The following is a 16,999-nucleotide window of genomic DNA, read 5'->3' as shown; positions in this document are numbered from 1 at the left end:
CCGCAGCTATATGTGAAATTGCAAATATCAATCTAATTATAAGCTCAGCCTATGCTCGAACCTTCAGGAGTTTGAAATGCGACATAGCCAGCTCAAAGCCTTTCATTTCGTGGCCAAATATGGTGGGTTTTCGCGTGCTGCAGAGGCGCTTTTTTTGACGCAGCCAGCAATTTCAGAGCAGGTTCGCAAACTTGAGCAGGATCATGATTTGTTGTTGTTCAAGCGTGAGCGAAAAAGAGTGAACCTAACCCCGGAGGGGACGCAGCTTTACCGGTACACCAAGCAGTATTTTGAGATCGAGGATCAGATCGAGGACTATCTGTCTGAAACGAGGGCTGCGATCGACGGCGAGCTGCGGATCCTTGCCGATTCCGCGCACCACTTGACCGACTTTCTGGGGCCATTCCGAGAAAAATATTCAAACATTACGATTACCGTCCGCGCTGGCAACACCGAGGACATTTTGGAGGAACTCAGATCTTACAACGCAGAAATTGGTGTTGTTGGCAGCGTGTCTCCCGGCAAGGACATGAGCGTTCTTAGTCTCGGTTCGACCGAGATCGTGGCATTCACGGCCCGCAGTTTGCTTCTCGCCTCAAAACCTACATTGTCCCTCGCAGAGCTGGCGGAGTTGCCTCTCATCTTCAGGGAACAGGGATCAAAAACACGCCAAAAGCTCGAAGATGAAGCCAGTAAACGGGGGGTGCCGCTGAAACCGGCGATTGTGGCCGAAGGAAGAGAGGCCGTCAGAGAGTTGGTGGCATCAGGTGCAGGTATCGGGTTCGTGTCCCAGGCAGAATACGGTCACGACGACCGTCTCAGACAAATCAAGCTGCAAGACGTCGACCTGCAAATGGGAGAAAGCATGATCTATCTCTCCCAACGGCGTGAGGTGAAGACCATTCGCGCCTTCATGAAATTCGCCAATTCTGTTCTAGAAGAAAAACAAAACCCCACCAATCAGTGATCGGTGGGGAGATGCCTAAATGGGCTTTCTTGTTAGCGAGTTCGCCAGGCTTGCGTGCGACCGAGGACGCCTTTGGAAGCAATCAGGTGGATGATCCGCGCTGCGGCGTTTGTGTAGAAGATCATCATCCCCATTGCGGCAGCCGGCGCAATATCGCCCGCATCGTCCATGTTTAGCACTGCAATAGATGCCAACGTGGTTTTGGGCGAGTATAGGAACACAACCGCAGATACCGTCGTCATTGCGTTTACGAACAGATAGATTGATATGTCCAGCACGGCTGGCAGGCAAACAGGGACCGTGACACGGGCAAACAACTTCATCGTCGGTTGCTTGAGCGAGGCTGATACCGACTCGAATTCTCTGTCCATCTGCTTGAGTGCTGTCACTGCCGTCAGGTGCGACACAGTATAGAAGTGTGTCACCGTACAGATCACCAAAATTGCCATTGTTCCGTAGATACCGTTCAGCGGATTAGACGGGCTATTGAAGAAGAAGATGTATGACAGGCCCAGTACCATGCCCGGGATCGCCATTGGCAGCATCGCGAACATCTGAAAGATCGATCGACCTGTTCTGAACCCGTTCGACTTTTCAACCAGATAGGCACCAAAGAAGACGACTGAAGTACCGATCACCGCCGTCAAAAGCGCCAGCTTGATCGAGTTAATGTAGGAGCCCCAACCGCCACCATCCATCTTGTTGAAATCGTAGTTCTTCAGGCTCAGGCTCAGGTCGTAGGGCCAAAACTTGATGAGCGCCGCGAATTGGCACACAGCCAGCAGCCCAACGATGAACAAACCGATCAGACAGCAATAGATTAGAAAGAACCGATCTGCCTTTCGATTTGGGGTTGGCTGGTACGGGACCGACCGGGCCGACAATAAGGCAACCTGCTTTGATTGCACCATGCGGTCGATGGCGAACGCCAGGATTGCCGGGATAACCAGAACGACCGAGACTACGGCACCCATTTCAAAGTTCTGCTGGCCGATCACCTGCTTGTAGATATCAACCGCCAGAACGTTGAACTGACCTCCAATAACTTTTGGCAGACCAAAATCAGTTATGACCAGATTAAATACAACGAAAGCGGCCGAGATCAGACCATATCGCGCGCCGGGAACGGTGACCGTCCAAAAAGTACGCCACGGCGTTGAACGCAGGCTGACCGCAGCTTCGTATAGTCGTGCATCAGAGATCGCCAGTGCCGTTGAAATGATTAGGAAGGCGTGCGGGAAGGTGAAGAACACCGAGCCTATCACGATGCCAATCGGACCATAGATACTGGCGCCGAACAGCAACTCTTTTATCATGCCCTGATTGCCGAACAGATAGACCAGCGCGATCCCGGGCAACAGCGAAGGCACCAGGATCGGAGCCATCGCAATCAGACGAAACACACCCTTGAACCGCATGCAACTCCGGTTCAGCGCATAAGCGAACCAGAACGCCAAAGTTACTGTGACAATGGTGCTAATTACAGAAATCCAAAGGGAGTTCTTGATAGAATTGAACAGTGCCGGGGTTGAGAAGTAGTTGACGAAATTTTCCAAGCCTCGCGATTGAACTGGCCTCAGCTGAACCCGCCGGAACTGATTGGAATCGAGCGTGACCCAATCCGTATTGTCTTGCAGCGTAGAACCGACAAGAAACCGCCCGGTGTCGCTTGTGTTACGGATTTGGTACATGACCGGACTGCGAAAGCTGAAATCGGGAAAAAGCTCGGTTACCGATAGCCGCCCGTCTGAGCCGGTAGACAGATCGGTGCCTGAAAAAGCCCCGATTTGTTCGTTCAGTGTGTCGGCTGACAGGATGGTTCCGTCAAATTGCCCCGCTTCGTCACTGACCTGAAACTCGTATTGTGACAACTCCATCCGATAGGTCGAGAATGACTTGGAAAGCATCGTGTAAAGCGGCAGGACCAACGTCGCGACCAGATAGAGTGCGATCACGAACATGCTGCCGCGCATCAGGATGTCATCCCTGCTGAGCTTGGGTTTGATGTCAGGCCCGGCTGGAAGAGTCCCCGGGTTGGTTGAAATCTCGCTCATGCTGCCGTCTCCGGAACATCAAAGGCCATTAGTCGGTTTTCGGGCAGTTCAATCACCATGGTCCTACCCTCTTCCAGTTCTAGGCGGCGCACGGCATTGATCGAAAAATCTGCGATCAGTTCCGAAGATCCAAATCGCTCGTTGCTCAAGCGGCATCGCCAGAATGAACCGAGGAATTCCATTTCATCGAGAGTGACGTCGATGCAATTCCTGTTGCCGCCGGTATCGAGATAACCAGCCTCATGCGGGATGATATCCTCGGGTCGGATCGCCGCAATCGCTGGCATTCCGTCGTTGAACGTGTGGCTGAGGCACGCAAAGGTCTTTTCGCCGACGCTCAGTCGACCACCCTTGGTGACCTGAGACTGGATCTGGTTCATTTCTCCGATGAAGTCGGCGACGAACAAGTTTGCGGGTTCTCGGTAAATTTCTGTAGGTGACCCCACCTGCTCGATAACCCCATGATTCATGACCACTATCCGGTCCGCCATCGCCAGCGCTTCTTCCTGATCATGCGTAACCATCACAGTAGTCACACCCAGTTTGCGCTGCAGCTCTTTGATTTCGTGACGTAGATGGACGCGCACCTTTGCGTCCAATGCCGAAAGCGGCTCATCCAGCAACAAGAGACCGGGGTTGGTCGCAATGGCGCGGGCCAACGCAATCCGCTGCTGCTGGCCACCGGACAATTGCGCAGGATACTTTTTTCCCTGTTCAGGCAACCCGACCAAATGAAGCAGTTCGCTGACACGAACGGCAATATCCGATTTGCTGCGACCAGTGTTTTCCAAGCCGAAAGCAATGTTCTTTTCGATCGTCAGGTTCGGGAACAAGGCGTAAGACTGAAACACAATCCCGAAATCACGCTCTGACGGCGGCAGATTTGACACATCCTTGCCGTCTTGCATGACAGTGCCCTTGGTTTGCAGATCGAGACCCGCAATCGCCCGGAGCAAGGTTGTTTTGCCGCAACCCGAAGGCCCCAGAAAGCAGACAAATTCGCCTTCGTTGATTTCCAGGGATATGTCCTTGAGTGCAAGAAAGCTGCCGAACGCCTTCCACAAATTCTGGATGCTTAGATACAGTTCACCGGGTGGGGTTTTCTGAAGCACGGGAGCGGTCCTCATATCTGCACCTCGGGAACGGCCGATCTGGGCCGGTTGAAGCCGGGCGCGCTGGTCGCGTTGTTTGGAAAAATAGAGTGGTGTGTAGAAGAGGTGCTTACACCTCTTCTACAGGTTGGTTTACTTCGCTTCAGACTTCCCGTCATAGCGAGACTGCCATTCTTTCAGTATCGCCGCGCGGTTGTTGGCGGCAAATTCAAAGTCGTTGTCGATCATCGCATCCAGAAGACCTTCAGGGAAGTGCTCGACCGGTTTTGCGACGCCAGGATAGGCGACAACGGCGTACCCTGTGTTGTACATCTCGTTGGCTTCCTTGGTGACGGTGAAATCAACCAGTTTCTGCGCGGCTTCGAGATTTGCAGTACCGGCAACAATAGCGGTCGCTTCCATGTCCCAGCCGACACCTTCTGACGGGACAATAATCTCAAGCGGCGCACCATCAGCTTTCGACTTAGCACCACGGAAAGCAAAAGAAATGCCAATCGGGATCTCACCTGCAGCAGCCAGTTTGCACGGCTTTGAACCAGAGTGGGTATATCGCGCGATGTTCTCGTGCAATCCGTCCATGTACTCCCAGCCGCCTTCTTCGCCGAACATCTGCAGCCAACTTGAAACATCAAGGAAACCAGTGCCCGACGAGTTCGGATTTGGCATGATCACCTGATCCTTATACATGGGGTCTGTAAGATCCTTCCACGAAGTTGGTGGCTTCAGTCCCGCCTTCTCGGCCTCGACGGTATTGTAGCAAACTGCCGCAACCCAAGCGTCCATGCCAACCCACGCCGGAGGATTGTCGCCATCGACAAATTTCGCGTCTAGGTCGCCAACACCCGCAGGCGCGTAAGGCTCCAGCATACCTTCGGACTTGAGCAACAACAGCGAAGTGGCTGCGAGACCCCACACGACGTCTGCCTGAGGGTTGTCCCTCTCGGCCAACAGTTTGGCGGTGATGATCCCGGTCGAATCCCGCACCCAGTTGATTTTGATGTCCGGATTGCTCGCATTGAACGTCTCAGCGTAGCGCGCCAGGTCTTCAGCTTCGACGGCTGTGTAAACTGTCAATTCGGTTTCAGATAACGCAACTGTAGCAGTCAAGGAGCTTACGGCCAGGGCTGCAAGAAATTTGGTCTTATGTTTCATCGTGATCCTCTGTCGGTTGATTATTCTCGGGAACGCCATTCTTGAGCAGCGCTTATTTGCAGTTCCATGCCCCGGCAGTGTGACAGATAAATAGATCAAGAAAAATCGATTATACCTTCCACATCATAAGCAAAACCTATGTAAGGCAATCCGCCCTAGCGCTCGGAATTGAGTGTCATACCCCATTGATATGAGATAGGAACTCTCCCTGCACCAGTCACCCAAGAGTTTCGTTCAAATCAGCGCGCTTCGGCATTGGCCCATCGAACGGGCGGTGGGCTACGAAATCCGAGGCTACATACTGCTACCCGCAAGCACTATTCAGCGGAAGAGAAGATCTGGATCGTTCTGGGCAAGCGCAAGGGCGAAGGCAGCATTGCGGAGCTGTGCTGCGGGGCAGGCATTGCTCAGAGTCTGTACTATAGCTGGTCCAAAGAACTCCTTGAAGCTGGTAAGAAGCGCCTCGCGGGCTATAAGATACGTGCGGCGACCTTATCCGGAGTTAAAGACCTGCGCCTTGGCCTCGTTATCCCGCAACTTCCTTCTCCCTAGTCCAACTTGTACATCATCTTGTTAGGGCCAGAACCACAATTCCAACTGCCACGATTATCGCCGCCAGGAGCCTGTTGGATTTTGGACCCTCACCAAACCACATCACACCTATTATTGAAGCGAAGATGACCGAGCTTTCTCGGAGCGCTGATACAACACCCAACGGTGCGAAACTCTTAACATAGAGCACCAGACCATAGGCTAAGCCGGAAATGATTCCTCCTGCTAAACCTGACCAGACATATCTCTTTGGAAGTGCGATGAGGCGGTCCCATCGAGTCGAGAAGATGAACCCCGCCACGAAGATCTCGGCCACGAACAATACCGTGATATATCCAAGCGTATTCCCTGACAATCTCACGCCAATACCGTCAACCAAAGAGTAGGAAGCAATCATCAAACCAGTTCCGAATGCCGCCGCGATGCCTACCCAGTTCGTGCCCTTTCCAAGTCCGCCAAAAGACAGGCAACCGATGCCGGCCGAAATGCAGACAATACCGATCCACGCGCCCGGAGGAAGGAATTCACCGGCAAGAAAGACCGCTCCCAACGCCACTAATATGGGCGTTATCCCGCGCGAGATGGGGTACACCACCGATAAATCGCCGTAACGGTAGGCGGTGTTGAGAAACCAGTAGTATCCCCAATGAATCAAGGTGGAACCAATAATGTATGGAATTGCAGCCATTACTGGAAAGCCCGTAAAAGGAAGCACGGCAAGCGCAGGTATGGCATGCCCGATCGAGATTAATCCCAACATAATGGCCTTGTCTGGCGCGCCCTTTACGACCGCATTCCACAGCGCATGAAGGAAAGCCGCAAACAGTACGATGAGGATCGCATGTACTGTCATTGCTCGTCGCAATCAGCGAAAACGCCTTGTAGACACATATGATTTTGCACCTCTATGCGCTCTGCTTCATGAGCTGATCGACTGGTGTTCTACCAAATCTTCGCTTGTATCGCTGCGAAAGCGTCGTACAGGAAACAAATCCACAGGCCAATGCAATTTCTGTCATATACAGGTCAGTGAATTCGGCGATGGCATGAGCCTTCTCCAACCGCTCTGCCATATAGTTTGGCTTTGAGTTCGTCATGGTTCGTAACGAGGTTAGGCATTGATTGGCGGTCAAAACCGTCAGGCTTCAGTGTCTTGAGAGAATTCAATCAGAATTGAAGAAAACGTATTATATGCGAAATGAACGCCGCAGGGCCCTATACCCGCCTCAAGGCCAAATCCGTTAACAACATTCAACACGCCAGCAGGCAGGATATCCGCGATCAGTTCACAGATCACCATGATTGTCGCTGGCGTTGCTTGGCCGGATTCAGAACCACGCAATAGCTAGCAGCTACAGATTGTCTGCCAGCTTTTGCACTATCCGCGTGAGAACATTCGCACGCTCGGTCACGCTGGTCGAACCTCAGGTATCGGCAGCCGAATGCGCTGGGTCCAGCGCGGCCTCAACGACTGAAGCATCAGACCGTGCGATCTGGCCAATGGGCTGGACGGGAATCGGGCTTAGATTGTCAAAATACCGGCCTGCCTTTGGCTTGCAAAAGCCGCCTCCGATCAAATTGTCATAACGGGATGCAGGGGGCGAGATACTCGTTACCGCCTGCAGATTGGTCATCTCATTTATTGATTTTCTCCATAAGTTCACGGTCGGGGCTTTTGATATCCCGCGCATCGGCTGACGCAGCGGTGTGGAACCCGGCCTACCGTTCTTGTTGTACGGCGACTTGGCTAACACGATGAATTTTCAGAATGTATCCGACCATAATAGTATTACTTTGGTCGCTGCTTGGGGTCTTCCTGTCCGCAATCGCCGAGAGCGCCAAAAAATGCGCCTCGAATGTAAGCGCTTGCACGAATCAAATGTAAGCGCTTACAGTGTCGCTCAGAACTGCAACCTTTTCGGATCCTGTTTTATGTTCCTTACCGCCTCGCTGATCGTCTTTGTCATCTACTTCGCCAACGTCGCTCTGGGGGCCTTTGCAGCAAGCGCATTCCTTGGGGACGTGGGCGAAATGCTGGTTCTGTTTGCCGCGTCGATATTGTTTGTCGTCGCCATTCTTCAAAAAGAGGCTGACCGAAACAAAAAGAACGGCAGCTAAGGATTTCTGGGAGGAAACATAATGGACAAAGATCGCAAGGACCTTGCGTCGGCAGCACGCCGAAATTTTCTGAAATTGACGGCAACAGGCGGCTTCACAGCGGCCATGGTAGCTGGTGCTGCGGGGACGTTGTGGTCGACTGAAGCTGCAGCGCAAAGTGCCAGCGAAGAGCGCGACCGCGAGGCTGCAGCGGACCATATCATGGTTCTGGCAACTGCCTATCCGGTCGGTGCGTCGCGTGGTTATCCAATCATGCAGCTGGACCTGAAGGAAAACATCCAGAACGCGACCAATGGCAAGGTCTATGTCAAACTCGCGCCTGGCGGTCAGCTGGGTGCAGGCGGCGCGCTGGTGCAGGCGGTGCAGGGTGGCACAATTCAGGCAGCACAGCATTCGCTTTCGAATTTCGCGCCGTTTGCGTCGACCGTTGACCTGATCAACATGCCGTATCTGTGCGGGTCAAACCAGCGTTTCACAAACCTCGTCAACTCGCAGTTCTGGAAGGACACGGTCGAGCCGAAGGTTGAGGAGAACGGCTTCAAGGCGCTGTTTTATATCAACATCGACCCCCGTGTCGTTGCCATCCGCAAGGGTGGCCCTGGACCGGTCTTGACACCTGGCGACCTGTCCGGCGTCAAGTTCCGCGTTCCCGGCTCGAAGATGCTGCAGCAATACTACCGCATGGTTGGTGCAAATCCGACGCCTGTGGCCTGGGGAGAAACCCCGTCTGCGATCAAACAGGGCGTCGCTGACGCGCTTGACCCGTCCGTGGGTGCGCTCGAAGTCTTTGGTTTCAAAGATATCCTGAGCCATGTGACTTTCACCCAGGCCGTGCCAGACAGCCAAGTTTATTCGTGCAACCTGGAATGGTTTAACTCAATGCCCGCCGACGTGCAGGAAGGGATCATGTGGGGGTCCGAGATGACCTCGCACCAGAACCTTGCCAAAGTGCCATCGGCCCGCGCCTACGCTATGGCCGAACTGATCAAAGCAGGTGTCGAATTCCACTCGCTCAGCGAAGAGCAACTGGCCGAATGGAAAGCCGCTGGTGGCTACCAACGGTCCGAATGGGACGAGTTCAAGATCGATCTGGCCGGGTCCATGGACAACTTCGCCAAGATGGAAGAAGCCGCAGGTACCCAAGGCAAGTACTACGTGCATGACGCTTAACTGTCGGGTCGGGCGTGCCTCCACGCGCGCCCGATCACCAATCTTTCCCGCCTCAGTAAAATCCAAACGCGTCAGCGCGGTGCGTTTTGCTAGGCAAATCAGCAGGTTCTCACATGAGCTTTTTGCGCCGAATTGATAGAGACGCCGAGCGCTGGTTGCTTCTGGTCTTCTACGTGATGCTTGTCATCACCATGGCGATCGAGGTGCTGCGCCGGGAAATATTCTCTTTTTCCTCGATCTGGGGCGAAGAAATTGTGCGGTACTCCTTCATCTATCTCGCATGGATTGGTGCTGCGGCTGCAGTGAAAGAGCGCGCGCATATCCGCATTGACGTGCTGATGCACTACCTTGGGCCGCGTCCGAAGGCTTTGCTGTATATCTTTGGCGACCTGGTGATGTTCGGTGTTGCTGTGATTGCCCTCTATTGGTCCTACGAAGCCGTGCATGTGTCTGCCAAATTCGGGTCGGTCACGGACGGGCTGCGTATTTCCAAAGTATGGTTCCTGATGGCGGTTCCATTGGGGTTCGGCCTGATCATATTGCGGCTGATTCAATCACTACTGCGCGACATCCATTCTCTCAGAACGGGCAAACCCGTTTTTGAGGGCGACACACTCTTTGATTGAGGGATGATTTGAATGCTTTGGCAAACCTTTGATCAAACCGTCGAGCTGGGTTGGGATTTCTATCTGCCCGTTATCATATTCGTCTCGCTGATTGCACTGGCGGTTCCGGTTTGGGCCGCCATCGGGACCTCGGCGATCCTGATGTTGGTCATGTCCGGCGACCTTCCCCTGAGCCTTGTTGGTGAAAAGCTGTTCACCGGCATTGATGCCTTTGCGCTGACCGCGGTGCCGCTGTTTATCCTGACAGGGGACGTGCTGGTCCGAACCGGGCTCAGTCGAAAATTCCTTGATGTTGCCGAGGCATTGACGTGTTTCACCAAGGGTGGTTTCGGGTCTGCCACGGTTCTTGTCTGTGGCATGTTTGCGGCCATTTCGGGATCGGACGCAGCTGGTGCGGCCGCGGTCGGACGTATGACTATCGCACGCTTGGTCGAAAGCGGCTATCCGCGCCCCTATGCCTGCGCTCTGGTGGCGGCGGGCGCCTGTACCGGCATTTTGATCCCACCGTCGATCGCCTATATCATCATCGGCCTTGTTCTGGGGATATCCGCATCGACCTTGTTCCTTGCGGCCTTGATCCCGGGGATCGCGATCCTGTTGTCGATCCTGATCACGAACCTGATCGTGAACCGCATCTACGCCTATGAAGGTGGTGGACAGATGACGATGGCCGAATGGTTGGGTAATTTGGGCCGTGCTCTAAAATCCGGTTGGTATGCGTTTATCGTGCCGGGCATCATCTTTTACGGCATATTCTCGGGCCGCCTGACACCAACAGAAGCGGGTGCAACGGCCGTCGTCGTGACAATCATCATGGGCTTTATTCTGCGGACGCTGTCCCTTGCGGATTTTCCCGCCATGCTGGTCAGTTCGGCAAAGGTGAACGGCGTCATCCTTCCCATAATCGCTTTCTCGGCTCCGCTGGCCGAAGCGCTGGCCATCATGGGCGTGCCGCAAGGTTTTGTGACATCGGTGACCGGGCTGACGGATGAACCATGGTTACTTATCCTGCTGATGATCGGAATCCTAATCGCCGCCGGTTGCGTTATGGAAACCACGCCGAATATCGTGATCCTTGCGCCTATCCTGAAACCACTCGCGGACAACATCGGCATGAACGAGATACAGTTCTGCATCATGATGATCACAGCTCTTGGCGTAGGCTTCATCACGCCGCCATTGGGGCTCAACCTGTTCGTGGTGTCTGGCATAACCGGGGAATCCATCCTCAAGATTGCCGCCCGTGCCGTTCCCTTTGTTCTTTGCATGTTCTTGGTTGTGTTGCTGATTGCTTATATGCCAGCGATTTCGACTACGTTCTTGCCCGAAATCTACAAGTAGGACCTCGCTAAGATGAAACGTGAATACCTGAAAAAAGCGACCCTAACCGCTAAATCGGATGCTTCCGAAGTCCACGAGACGGTCAGGACAATTCTGGCTGATATTGAGGCAGGCGGAGATGCAAAGGCTATGGAATACGCCGCCAAGTTCGATCGGTACGAGGGCAATGTCCTGTTGACCGCCGAAGAAATCGAGGCGGCAGGAGCGCTTGTGCCGGAGAGGCTGAAAGCGGACATCCGGTTTGCGCATGACAACGTCAAACGGTTTGCCGAGGCGCAAAAGGCCACAGTATCCGATGTCGAGGTTGAAATCGTACCGGGCATGATTGCAGGGCAAAAGGCTATCCCTGTTGATGCGGCGGGCTGTTATGTGCCCGGCGGTCGCTATAGCCACATTGCTTCGGCCATCATGACTGTGACAACGGCCAAAGTTGCAGGTTGTCGCCACATTACCGCCTGTTCGCCACCCCGTCCCGGTGTAGGAGTTGCCCCGGCCATCATTTATGCCGCGAACCTATGTGGTGCGGACAAGATTATGGCACTTGGTGGCGTTCAGGGTGTGGCTGCAATGACGTTCGGACTGTTTGGCCTGCCCAAGGCCAACATCCTCGTGGGCCCCGGCAATCAGTTTGTTGCAGAAGCCAAGCGCATTCTTTTTGGCCGTGTCGGGATCGACATGATCGCGGGCCCAACGGACAGTTTGATCCTTGCAGATGCAACAGCTGATCCGCATATCGTGGCAACGGATTTGGTAAGTCAGGCCGAACATGGCTACAACTCGCCTGTTTGGCTGGTCACAGATGACCGGGTGTTGGCCGAAAAGGTGATGGAGCTTGTGCCTGCCCTGATTGATGATCTGCCCGAGGTGAACCGCGACAACGCCTTTGCCGCTTGGCGTGACTATGCCGAAGTGATCGTTTGCTCAGATCGCGAAGAAATGGCAGTTTGCTCCGATGATTACGCACCCGAACACCTGACAGTGCAGGCCGAAGATCTGGATTGGTGGCTTGAGCGGCTCACATGTTACGGCTCGTTGTTCCTTGGGGAAGAGACAACCGTTTCCTATGGCGACAAGGCAACGGGCACCAACCATGTGCTGCCAACGTCAGGGGCCGCGAATTATACCGGCGGTTTGTCGGTCCATAAATACATGAAGATCGTCACTTGGCAGCGCGCCACACGCGAAGGTGCCAAGCAGGTGGCCGAAGCCACAGCGCGCATTTCCCGCCTTGAGGGGATGGAAGGGCACGCCCGTGCTGCGGATGTTCGTCTGGCCAAGTATTTCCCGGATGAAGCGTTCGACCTGACTGCAAATGGCTGATCCACGATCTCTGTTTGACCTGACTGGCCGCGTGGCCTGTGTAACCGGCGCCAGCTCCGGCCTCGGGCGGCGTGCGGTCATCGCACTGGCAAGTGCCGGGGCCCGCGTGGTGGGCGTAGCCCGGCGCGAGGACGCCCTGCAGCGCTTGCAAAACGAGGTCGGCGAAGATGTGGACTACGTTGCAGCGGATGTCGCCGACCGTGATGCACTCCCACACTTGGTAGAAGCGGTCAGCGCACCGTTCGGAGCGCCAGACATCATTGTGCACGCCGCTGGCATCAACACCCGTCAGACGGCGGATGACGTGACACCAGAAGGTTGGGATCAGACCGTGGCGCTAAACATCTCGGCTCCGTTTTTTCTGAGCCAGGCGTTGGTGCCCGCGATGAAGGCCAAGGGGTGGGGGCGGATCGTGAATTTTGCATCGCTCCAAACCACGCGCGCTTTTCCCGGTGGCATCGCCTATGGGACGACCAAGGCGGGCATTGCCCAACTGACCCGCGCTATGGCCGAGGCGTGGTCGACTTATGGCATCACAGCCAATGCGATTGGGCCTGGGTTTTTTCCGACAGAACTGACCGAGGCCGTCTTTGCCGATCCGAACCGAGCCACGCGCAATGCCGCCCAGACCTGCATCGGACGCAATGGCCGTTTGGAAGACATGGACGGCCCCATGCTGTTTCTCTGCTCGGACGCGTCCGGTTACGTGACCGGACAAACCCTGATGGTCGACGGAGGGTTCACAGCAAAATGAAAGCGTTGGTCTACGAAGGTGTCGAAACGCTTGGTGTGCGCGAAGTCCCCAACCCGACAGTCGGTCAGGGCCAGTCGCTGGTTCGTATCGAAGCCTCGGGCATCTGCGGATCGGACATGCATGCCTATCTTGGCCACGACGACAGGCGCCCTGCGCCCCTGATCCTTGGCCATGAGGCCGCAGGTGTGATTGAAGGCGGCGCCCGTGACGGCGAACGGGTCACGATCAACCCGCTGGTCAGTTGTGGCACCTGTCCCGCGTGTCAGACGGGCCGCGATAATCTGTGCCCGGACCGTATGATCATTTCCATGCCGCCGCGCGAAGGGGCTTTTGCCCAATATGTGGCAATGCAAGGCAGCAATCTTATCGCGGTGCCGGATCATGTTTCGTTGCAAAAGGCTGCACTGGCCGAACCTCTGGCCGTCAGTTGGCATTCCATACGGTTGGGGCTGATGGCGCTTGATCCGGGTGCCAGCCGCACGGCGCTTGTGCTGGGTGGCGGGGCCATTGGCCTTGCTGCGGCCCTTGCCCTCAAGGCACAAGGGGTCGATGACGTAACCGTTGCTGAACCAAGCGACAAGCGACGCACATTCCTGGAAGATCAATGCCTAGTGAAATCTGTACCCGCAGGGGCAGGGCAGTACGGCATCGTGGTCGACGCCGTCGGATACGCGGCAACACGCGCGGCAGCTTCTGCCATGGCTGAACCGGGGGGTGTCATTGTCCACATCGGCCTGGGCGAAGACACGGGTGGCCTCGATATCCGGCGGATGACCTTGCAAGAGGTGACGTTCATCGGAACCTATACCTACACACCGGAGGACTTCCGGGATACCTGCACCGCGCTTTTCGATGGTGCGCTTGGCCCGCTAGACTGGGCAGAACATCGCAGCCTGAATGATGGACCGCAGGCATTTGCCGATCTACGATCGGGAGTGGTTGCAGCCCCCAAGATCATCCTCGACCCGTGGGCCTGACACTTATGATCACCAACCAAATGGAGACACTTCATGTACCATAAAATCCTCGTCCCCATGGCGCTGGACCATGGCGTGTCGACTCATACACTTGAGATAGCCAACGCGCTGCGTGCAAAGGATGCCCAGATCTTCGCCCTTCACGTTCATGAGGCGCCCCAAGGCTCTGTCAGTGCGTATCTGGACGAAGAGATGGTTGCCGCCGGGTTTGAAAAAGCGCGTGCTGATCTTGAGGGCAAATTGTCTGGACATCCCGGTGTCACGCCTGTGATTGTAAAAGGACATTCGGCCCGCACTATCATCGACTATTCCGAGGCGCATGGCATCGACTGCATCGTGATTGGATCCCACAAGCCCGGCCTCAGAGACTATTTCCTTGGCTCCACAGCTGCCCGCGTTGTGCGGCACGCTGGCTGTGCCGTCCATGTGCATCGCGCGTCCGCTTGATGACGCTCTCCACCTCTTTCAAGAAAGGCCCTTCTGCAACATGAACATAGACAAGAAGATCACCGATGATCTTGTCGCGAATGACATCTCATTCGTGACCACGGTGCCCTGCAAACAGCTTGCGGGCGTTATCGAGGAAATAGACCAACACCCCGATATCTTCCATATTCCGTCGAACAAGGAAGACGAGGGCATGGGCCTGTGTGCCGGTGCGTGGATGGGTGGAAAACGCCCTGCGATCATCATGCAGAACACAGCCATTGGGGTGACGATCAACACTCTTGCGACGTTGATCCAGTATTACCGGATGCCGCTGCCGATGTTGATCAGCTACCGCGGAGAGCTGCGTGAGCCCGTGGCGTGCCAGGTGGAAATGGCTGTGCATACCAAGGCGCTGTTGGCACAGATGAATATCCCCACCTACCACTTCCATCACCAGAAGGATGTGGAAGAGCTGGATATGATCCTGAAGTATACCTTTATGTGCAACAAACCCGTGGCAATCCTGACCGATGCCAATTTCTGGGGAGGCTATGGCGACCAATGATCCGTTCCGAAATTCTCAAGGAAATTGCACCTCAACTCCGCGTTCAGCTGGTGGTCTGCAACATTGGCATCCCCAGCCAAGAACTGCATGCCATCGACGATCAACCAACGAATTTCTACATGCTCGGCACGATGGGCCTCGCTTCGTCTATCGGCTTGGGTCTGGCGCTGGCGCAGCCAAAAACCGTGATCTCTATCGATGGGGACGGGTCGGTGTTGACCAATCTGGGCACCTTGCCAACCATTGGGAACAATATGCCCCCGAATTTCATCCTGATGGTTATCGACAACGGATCATATGGATCAACCGGTGATCAGCCGACTTATACCGGGCGCAAGACCGATCTGGCGGGCATGGCGCGCGCGGCCGGATGTGACAATGTCGTTGAAGTGCAGGATGTTGATACCGGCAAAGCATTGCAAGAGGCGATGGACGCGCAGGTTGGCACCGTCATGATCGTGAAGTGCGACAGTGGAAATGCCAAGATGCCGGTCATCACGATGGACCCGGTGATCATCAAGGATCGCTTTATGAAAGCGGTGGCTGGTTGATGAACCGCGCCGCGCGAATTCATTCCAGTGAGGATGCGCGGCGTTTGGCCAAGGCACGTCTGCCTTGGATGGTGTTTGACTATATCGATGGGGCGGCAGGGTCAGAAACGGGGGCTGCGCGTAACCACGCTGCTCTGGATGACATTTGCCTTGAACCCCGGATACTGAAAGATGTCAGCCATCGGTCTTTGGACATGCCGCTGTTTGGCAAGATTGCCAAGCGGCCCTTTGGCATTGCGCCGATGGGGATGTGCAACCTGTCCAGACCTGGTGCCGATCTGATGCTAGCGCGGTTGGCCGCGCGCGAATCCGTGCCTTTGGGGGTCTCGACCGTGGCCTCAACCCCGCTGGAAAAAATGATCGAGGTTGCCGAAGGGCACGCGTGGTTCCAGCTTTATTTCAGCGGAGACGGGACGGGGTCGTTCAAACTGGCAAAGCGTGCGCAAGATGCCGGATACGAAACCCTGATCGTCACCGTCGACGTGCCCGAGGTTGGTCGCCGACCGCGTGAGTTGCGCCATGGTTTTACCATGCCATTCCGTATCGGACCCCGCCAATTTCTGGACTTTGCCCTGCACCCGCAATGGTCGCTTATGTCACTTGCCGCAGGTCGTCCGCAGATGGCAAATTTCGAGATGCCGGGCTTTGAGTTCGACCGCACCGAAAGCCGCGCGAGGGCGACTTGGACAACATTGAAGGCTCTGCGCGATTTGTGGCAAGGCAACCTGGTAGTAAAAGGCGTGACCAACGCCGAGGATGCGCTGCAGCTGAAATCCGAAGGCGTTGACGCCATTCAAGTGTCAAATCATGGCGCACGGCAACTTGAAAGCGCACCCGCTGCCGTTCACGCGCTGGGCCGGATACGAGACAGCGTTGGTGCGGATTTTCCGCTATTTTACGACAGTGGCTTACGATCTGGCGAAGATGTTCTGAAAGCCCTCGATCAGAGTGCAAATTACGTGTTCTTTGGCCGCGTATTGCAATTTGCCATCGCCGCGGCCGGCGAAGAAGGTTTGCATAGACTGTGGAATATCCTCAGCGAAGAGTTGTCCAGTGCACTTGCTCAGGTTGGTCGGACGAAACTGACCTGAAGCAACTGAACAAATGTGAATGCCGTCGGTAATGCCTCTAACGCACACGATCCGGATGCCGTTACGAACTATTTTGCCCCGGATGCTGTGTTCGACTACGCCAGCGGCTCGAGGTGTTTGCCCGCAGGTTCGAGAGCACTAAGACCCTGAATTGGGAAGCGTTGGGAAACCTAAGCAGCCCTTCATTTCAGACGCGCATGCGTGCGCTTTGCAGGAATCG

18 protein-coding genes and 1 pseudogene are annotated in these 16,999 nt (G+C 55.1%); 13 read left to right on the top strand and 6 right to left on the bottom strand.

Annotated elements, in window-relative coordinates; genetic code table 11:
* The first annotated feature begins 76 nt into the window (after positions 1-76).
* Entirely contained in the window at positions 77-967 is an 891-nt protein-coding gene (locus AC2FH9_RS04455) for a LysR substrate-binding domain-containing protein (protein ID WP_142637687.1), read from the top strand.
* 32 nt (positions 968-999) lie between these two features.
* Here the strand turns inward: AC2FH9_RS04455 and AC2FH9_RS04450 are convergent, their stop codons facing one another.
* From AC2FH9_RS04450 to AC2FH9_RS04440, 3 genes are all read right to left on the bottom strand, one after another.
* Entirely contained in the window at positions 1,000-3,021 is a 2,022-nt protein-coding gene (locus AC2FH9_RS04450; RefSeq protein WP_496789155.1) for a putative 2-aminoethylphosphonate ABC transporter permease subunit, read from the bottom strand.
* The gene (locus AC2FH9_RS04445; protein ID WP_496701308.1) at positions 3,018-4,148 is read right to left on the bottom strand and encodes a putative 2-aminoethylphosphonate ABC transporter ATP-binding protein; all 1,131 of its coding nucleotides are present in this window, start codon (positions 4,146-4,148) and stop codon (positions 3,018-3,020) included. Before AC2FH9_RS04445 ends, AC2FH9_RS04450 begins: the two co-directional genes overlap by 4 nt.
* Positions 4,149-4,265: 117 nt before the next feature.
* On the bottom strand, positions 4,266-5,384 hold the full coding sequence (locus tag AC2FH9_RS04440) for a putative 2-aminoethylphosphonate ABC transporter substrate-binding protein (protein WP_496710130.1): 1,119 nt from the start codon (positions 5,382-5,384) through the stop codon (positions 4,266-4,268).
* A gap of 156 nt (positions 5,385-5,540) precedes the next feature.
* Between AC2FH9_RS04440 and AC2FH9_RS04435 the strand changes: the two are divergent.
* A pseudogene (locus AC2FH9_RS04435) lies at positions 5,541-5,801 on the top strand (transposase); the annotation flags it as partial.
* Between the two features lie 49 nt (positions 5,802-5,850).
* Here AC2FH9_RS04435 and AC2FH9_RS04430 read toward each other — a convergent pair.
* The 3 genes from AC2FH9_RS04430 to AC2FH9_RS04420 form a co-directional block, all read right to left on the bottom strand.
* A complete protein-coding gene (locus AC2FH9_RS04430) occupies positions 5,851-6,690 on the bottom strand; it encodes an EamA family transporter (RefSeq protein ID WP_496701306.1) in 840 nt (279 codons plus the stop codon).
* A gap of 52 nt (positions 6,691-6,742) precedes the next feature.
* The gene (locus AC2FH9_RS04425; RefSeq protein ID WP_425595601.1) at positions 6,743-6,910 is read right to left on the bottom strand and encodes a helix-turn-helix domain-containing protein; all 168 of its coding nucleotides are present in this window, start codon (positions 6,908-6,910) and stop codon (positions 6,743-6,745) included.
* Between the two features lie 351 nt (positions 6,911-7,261).
* Positions 7,262-7,471: a hypothetical protein gene (locus tag AC2FH9_RS04420; protein ID WP_496870946.1), complete on the bottom strand. Its 210-nt coding sequence runs from the start codon at positions 7,469-7,471 to the stop codon at positions 7,262-7,264.
* Between the two features lie 298 nt (positions 7,472-7,769).
* Here AC2FH9_RS04420 and AC2FH9_RS04415 point away from each other — a divergent pair, with 298 nt between their 5' ends.
* The 11 genes from AC2FH9_RS04415 to AC2FH9_RS04365 all read left to right on the top strand — a co-directional run bounded on the left by AC2FH9_RS04415 (position 7,770) and on the right by AC2FH9_RS04365 (position 16,779).
* Positions 7,770-7,955: a hypothetical protein gene (locus tag AC2FH9_RS04415; protein WP_142637697.1), complete on the top strand. Its 186-nt coding sequence runs from the start codon at positions 7,770-7,772 to the stop codon at positions 7,953-7,955.
* Positions 7,956-7,976: 21 nt separating this feature from the next.
* Positions 7,977-9,125 carry a TRAP transporter substrate-binding protein gene (locus AC2FH9_RS04410; RefSeq protein WP_142637699.1) on the top strand — a complete coding sequence of 383 codons (1,149 nt, stop codon included), beginning with the start codon at positions 7,977-7,979 and terminating at the stop codon, positions 9,123-9,125.
* Between the two features lie 113 nt (positions 9,126-9,238).
* Positions 9,239-9,751 carry a TRAP transporter small permease gene (locus AC2FH9_RS04405; RefSeq protein WP_281973202.1) on the top strand — a complete coding sequence of 171 codons (513 nt, stop codon included), beginning with the start codon at positions 9,239-9,241 and terminating at the stop codon, positions 9,749-9,751.
* 12 nt (positions 9,752-9,763) lie between these two features.
* A complete protein-coding gene (locus tag AC2FH9_RS04400) occupies positions 9,764-11,092 on the top strand; it encodes a TRAP transporter large permease (protein ID WP_142637703.1) in 1,329 nt (442 codons plus the stop codon).
* A gap of 12 nt (positions 11,093-11,104) precedes the next feature.
* Complete coding sequence (gene hisD / locus AC2FH9_RS04395) at positions 11,105-12,412, top strand: histidinol dehydrogenase (RefSeq protein ID WP_282027724.1); 1,308 nt, start codon at positions 11,105-11,107, stop codon at positions 12,410-12,412.
* Positions 12,405-13,166 (top strand): SDR family NAD(P)-dependent oxidoreductase, encoded by a 762-nt coding sequence (locus AC2FH9_RS04390; protein WP_496822062.1) that lies wholly within the window; start codon positions 12,405-12,407, stop codon positions 13,164-13,166. Before hisD ends, AC2FH9_RS04390 begins: the two co-directional genes overlap by 8 nt.
* Positions 13,163-14,143, top strand: coding sequence for a zinc-dependent alcohol dehydrogenase (locus AC2FH9_RS04385; protein WP_496870945.1), 981 nt, complete (start codon positions 13,163-13,165; stop codon positions 14,141-14,143). The genes AC2FH9_RS04390 and AC2FH9_RS04385 overlap by 4 nt, the downstream gene beginning before the upstream one ends.
* A gap of 33 nt (positions 14,144-14,176) precedes the next feature.
* Entirely contained in the window at positions 14,177-14,590 is a 414-nt protein-coding gene (locus AC2FH9_RS04380) for a universal stress protein (RefSeq protein WP_496749312.1), read from the top strand.
* 40 nt (positions 14,591-14,630) lie between these two features.
* Complete coding sequence (gene comD / locus AC2FH9_RS04375; protein WP_142637714.1) at positions 14,631-15,137, top strand: sulfopyruvate decarboxylase subunit alpha; 507 nt, start codon at positions 14,631-14,633, stop codon at positions 15,135-15,137.
* A complete protein-coding gene (gene comE / locus AC2FH9_RS04370) occupies positions 15,134-15,688 on the top strand; it encodes a sulfopyruvate decarboxylase subunit beta (RefSeq protein ID WP_496749311.1) in 555 nt (184 codons plus the stop codon). Before comD ends, comE begins: the two co-directional genes overlap by 4 nt.
* Positions 15,688-16,779 carry an alpha-hydroxy acid oxidase gene (locus AC2FH9_RS04365; RefSeq protein ID WP_496870942.1) on the top strand — a complete coding sequence of 364 codons (1,092 nt, stop codon included), beginning with the start codon at positions 15,688-15,690 and terminating at the stop codon, positions 16,777-16,779. The genes comE and AC2FH9_RS04365 overlap by 1 nt, the downstream gene beginning before the upstream one ends.
* Positions 16,780-16,999: the final 220 nt, after the last annotated feature.

The sequence above is a fragment of the Ruegeria sp. CDSC081 genome (genome assembly GCF_059610485.1).
The sequence above is the reverse complement of the archived record's forward strand: the minus strand, read 5'-3'. Positions and strand labels throughout refer to the sequence as shown.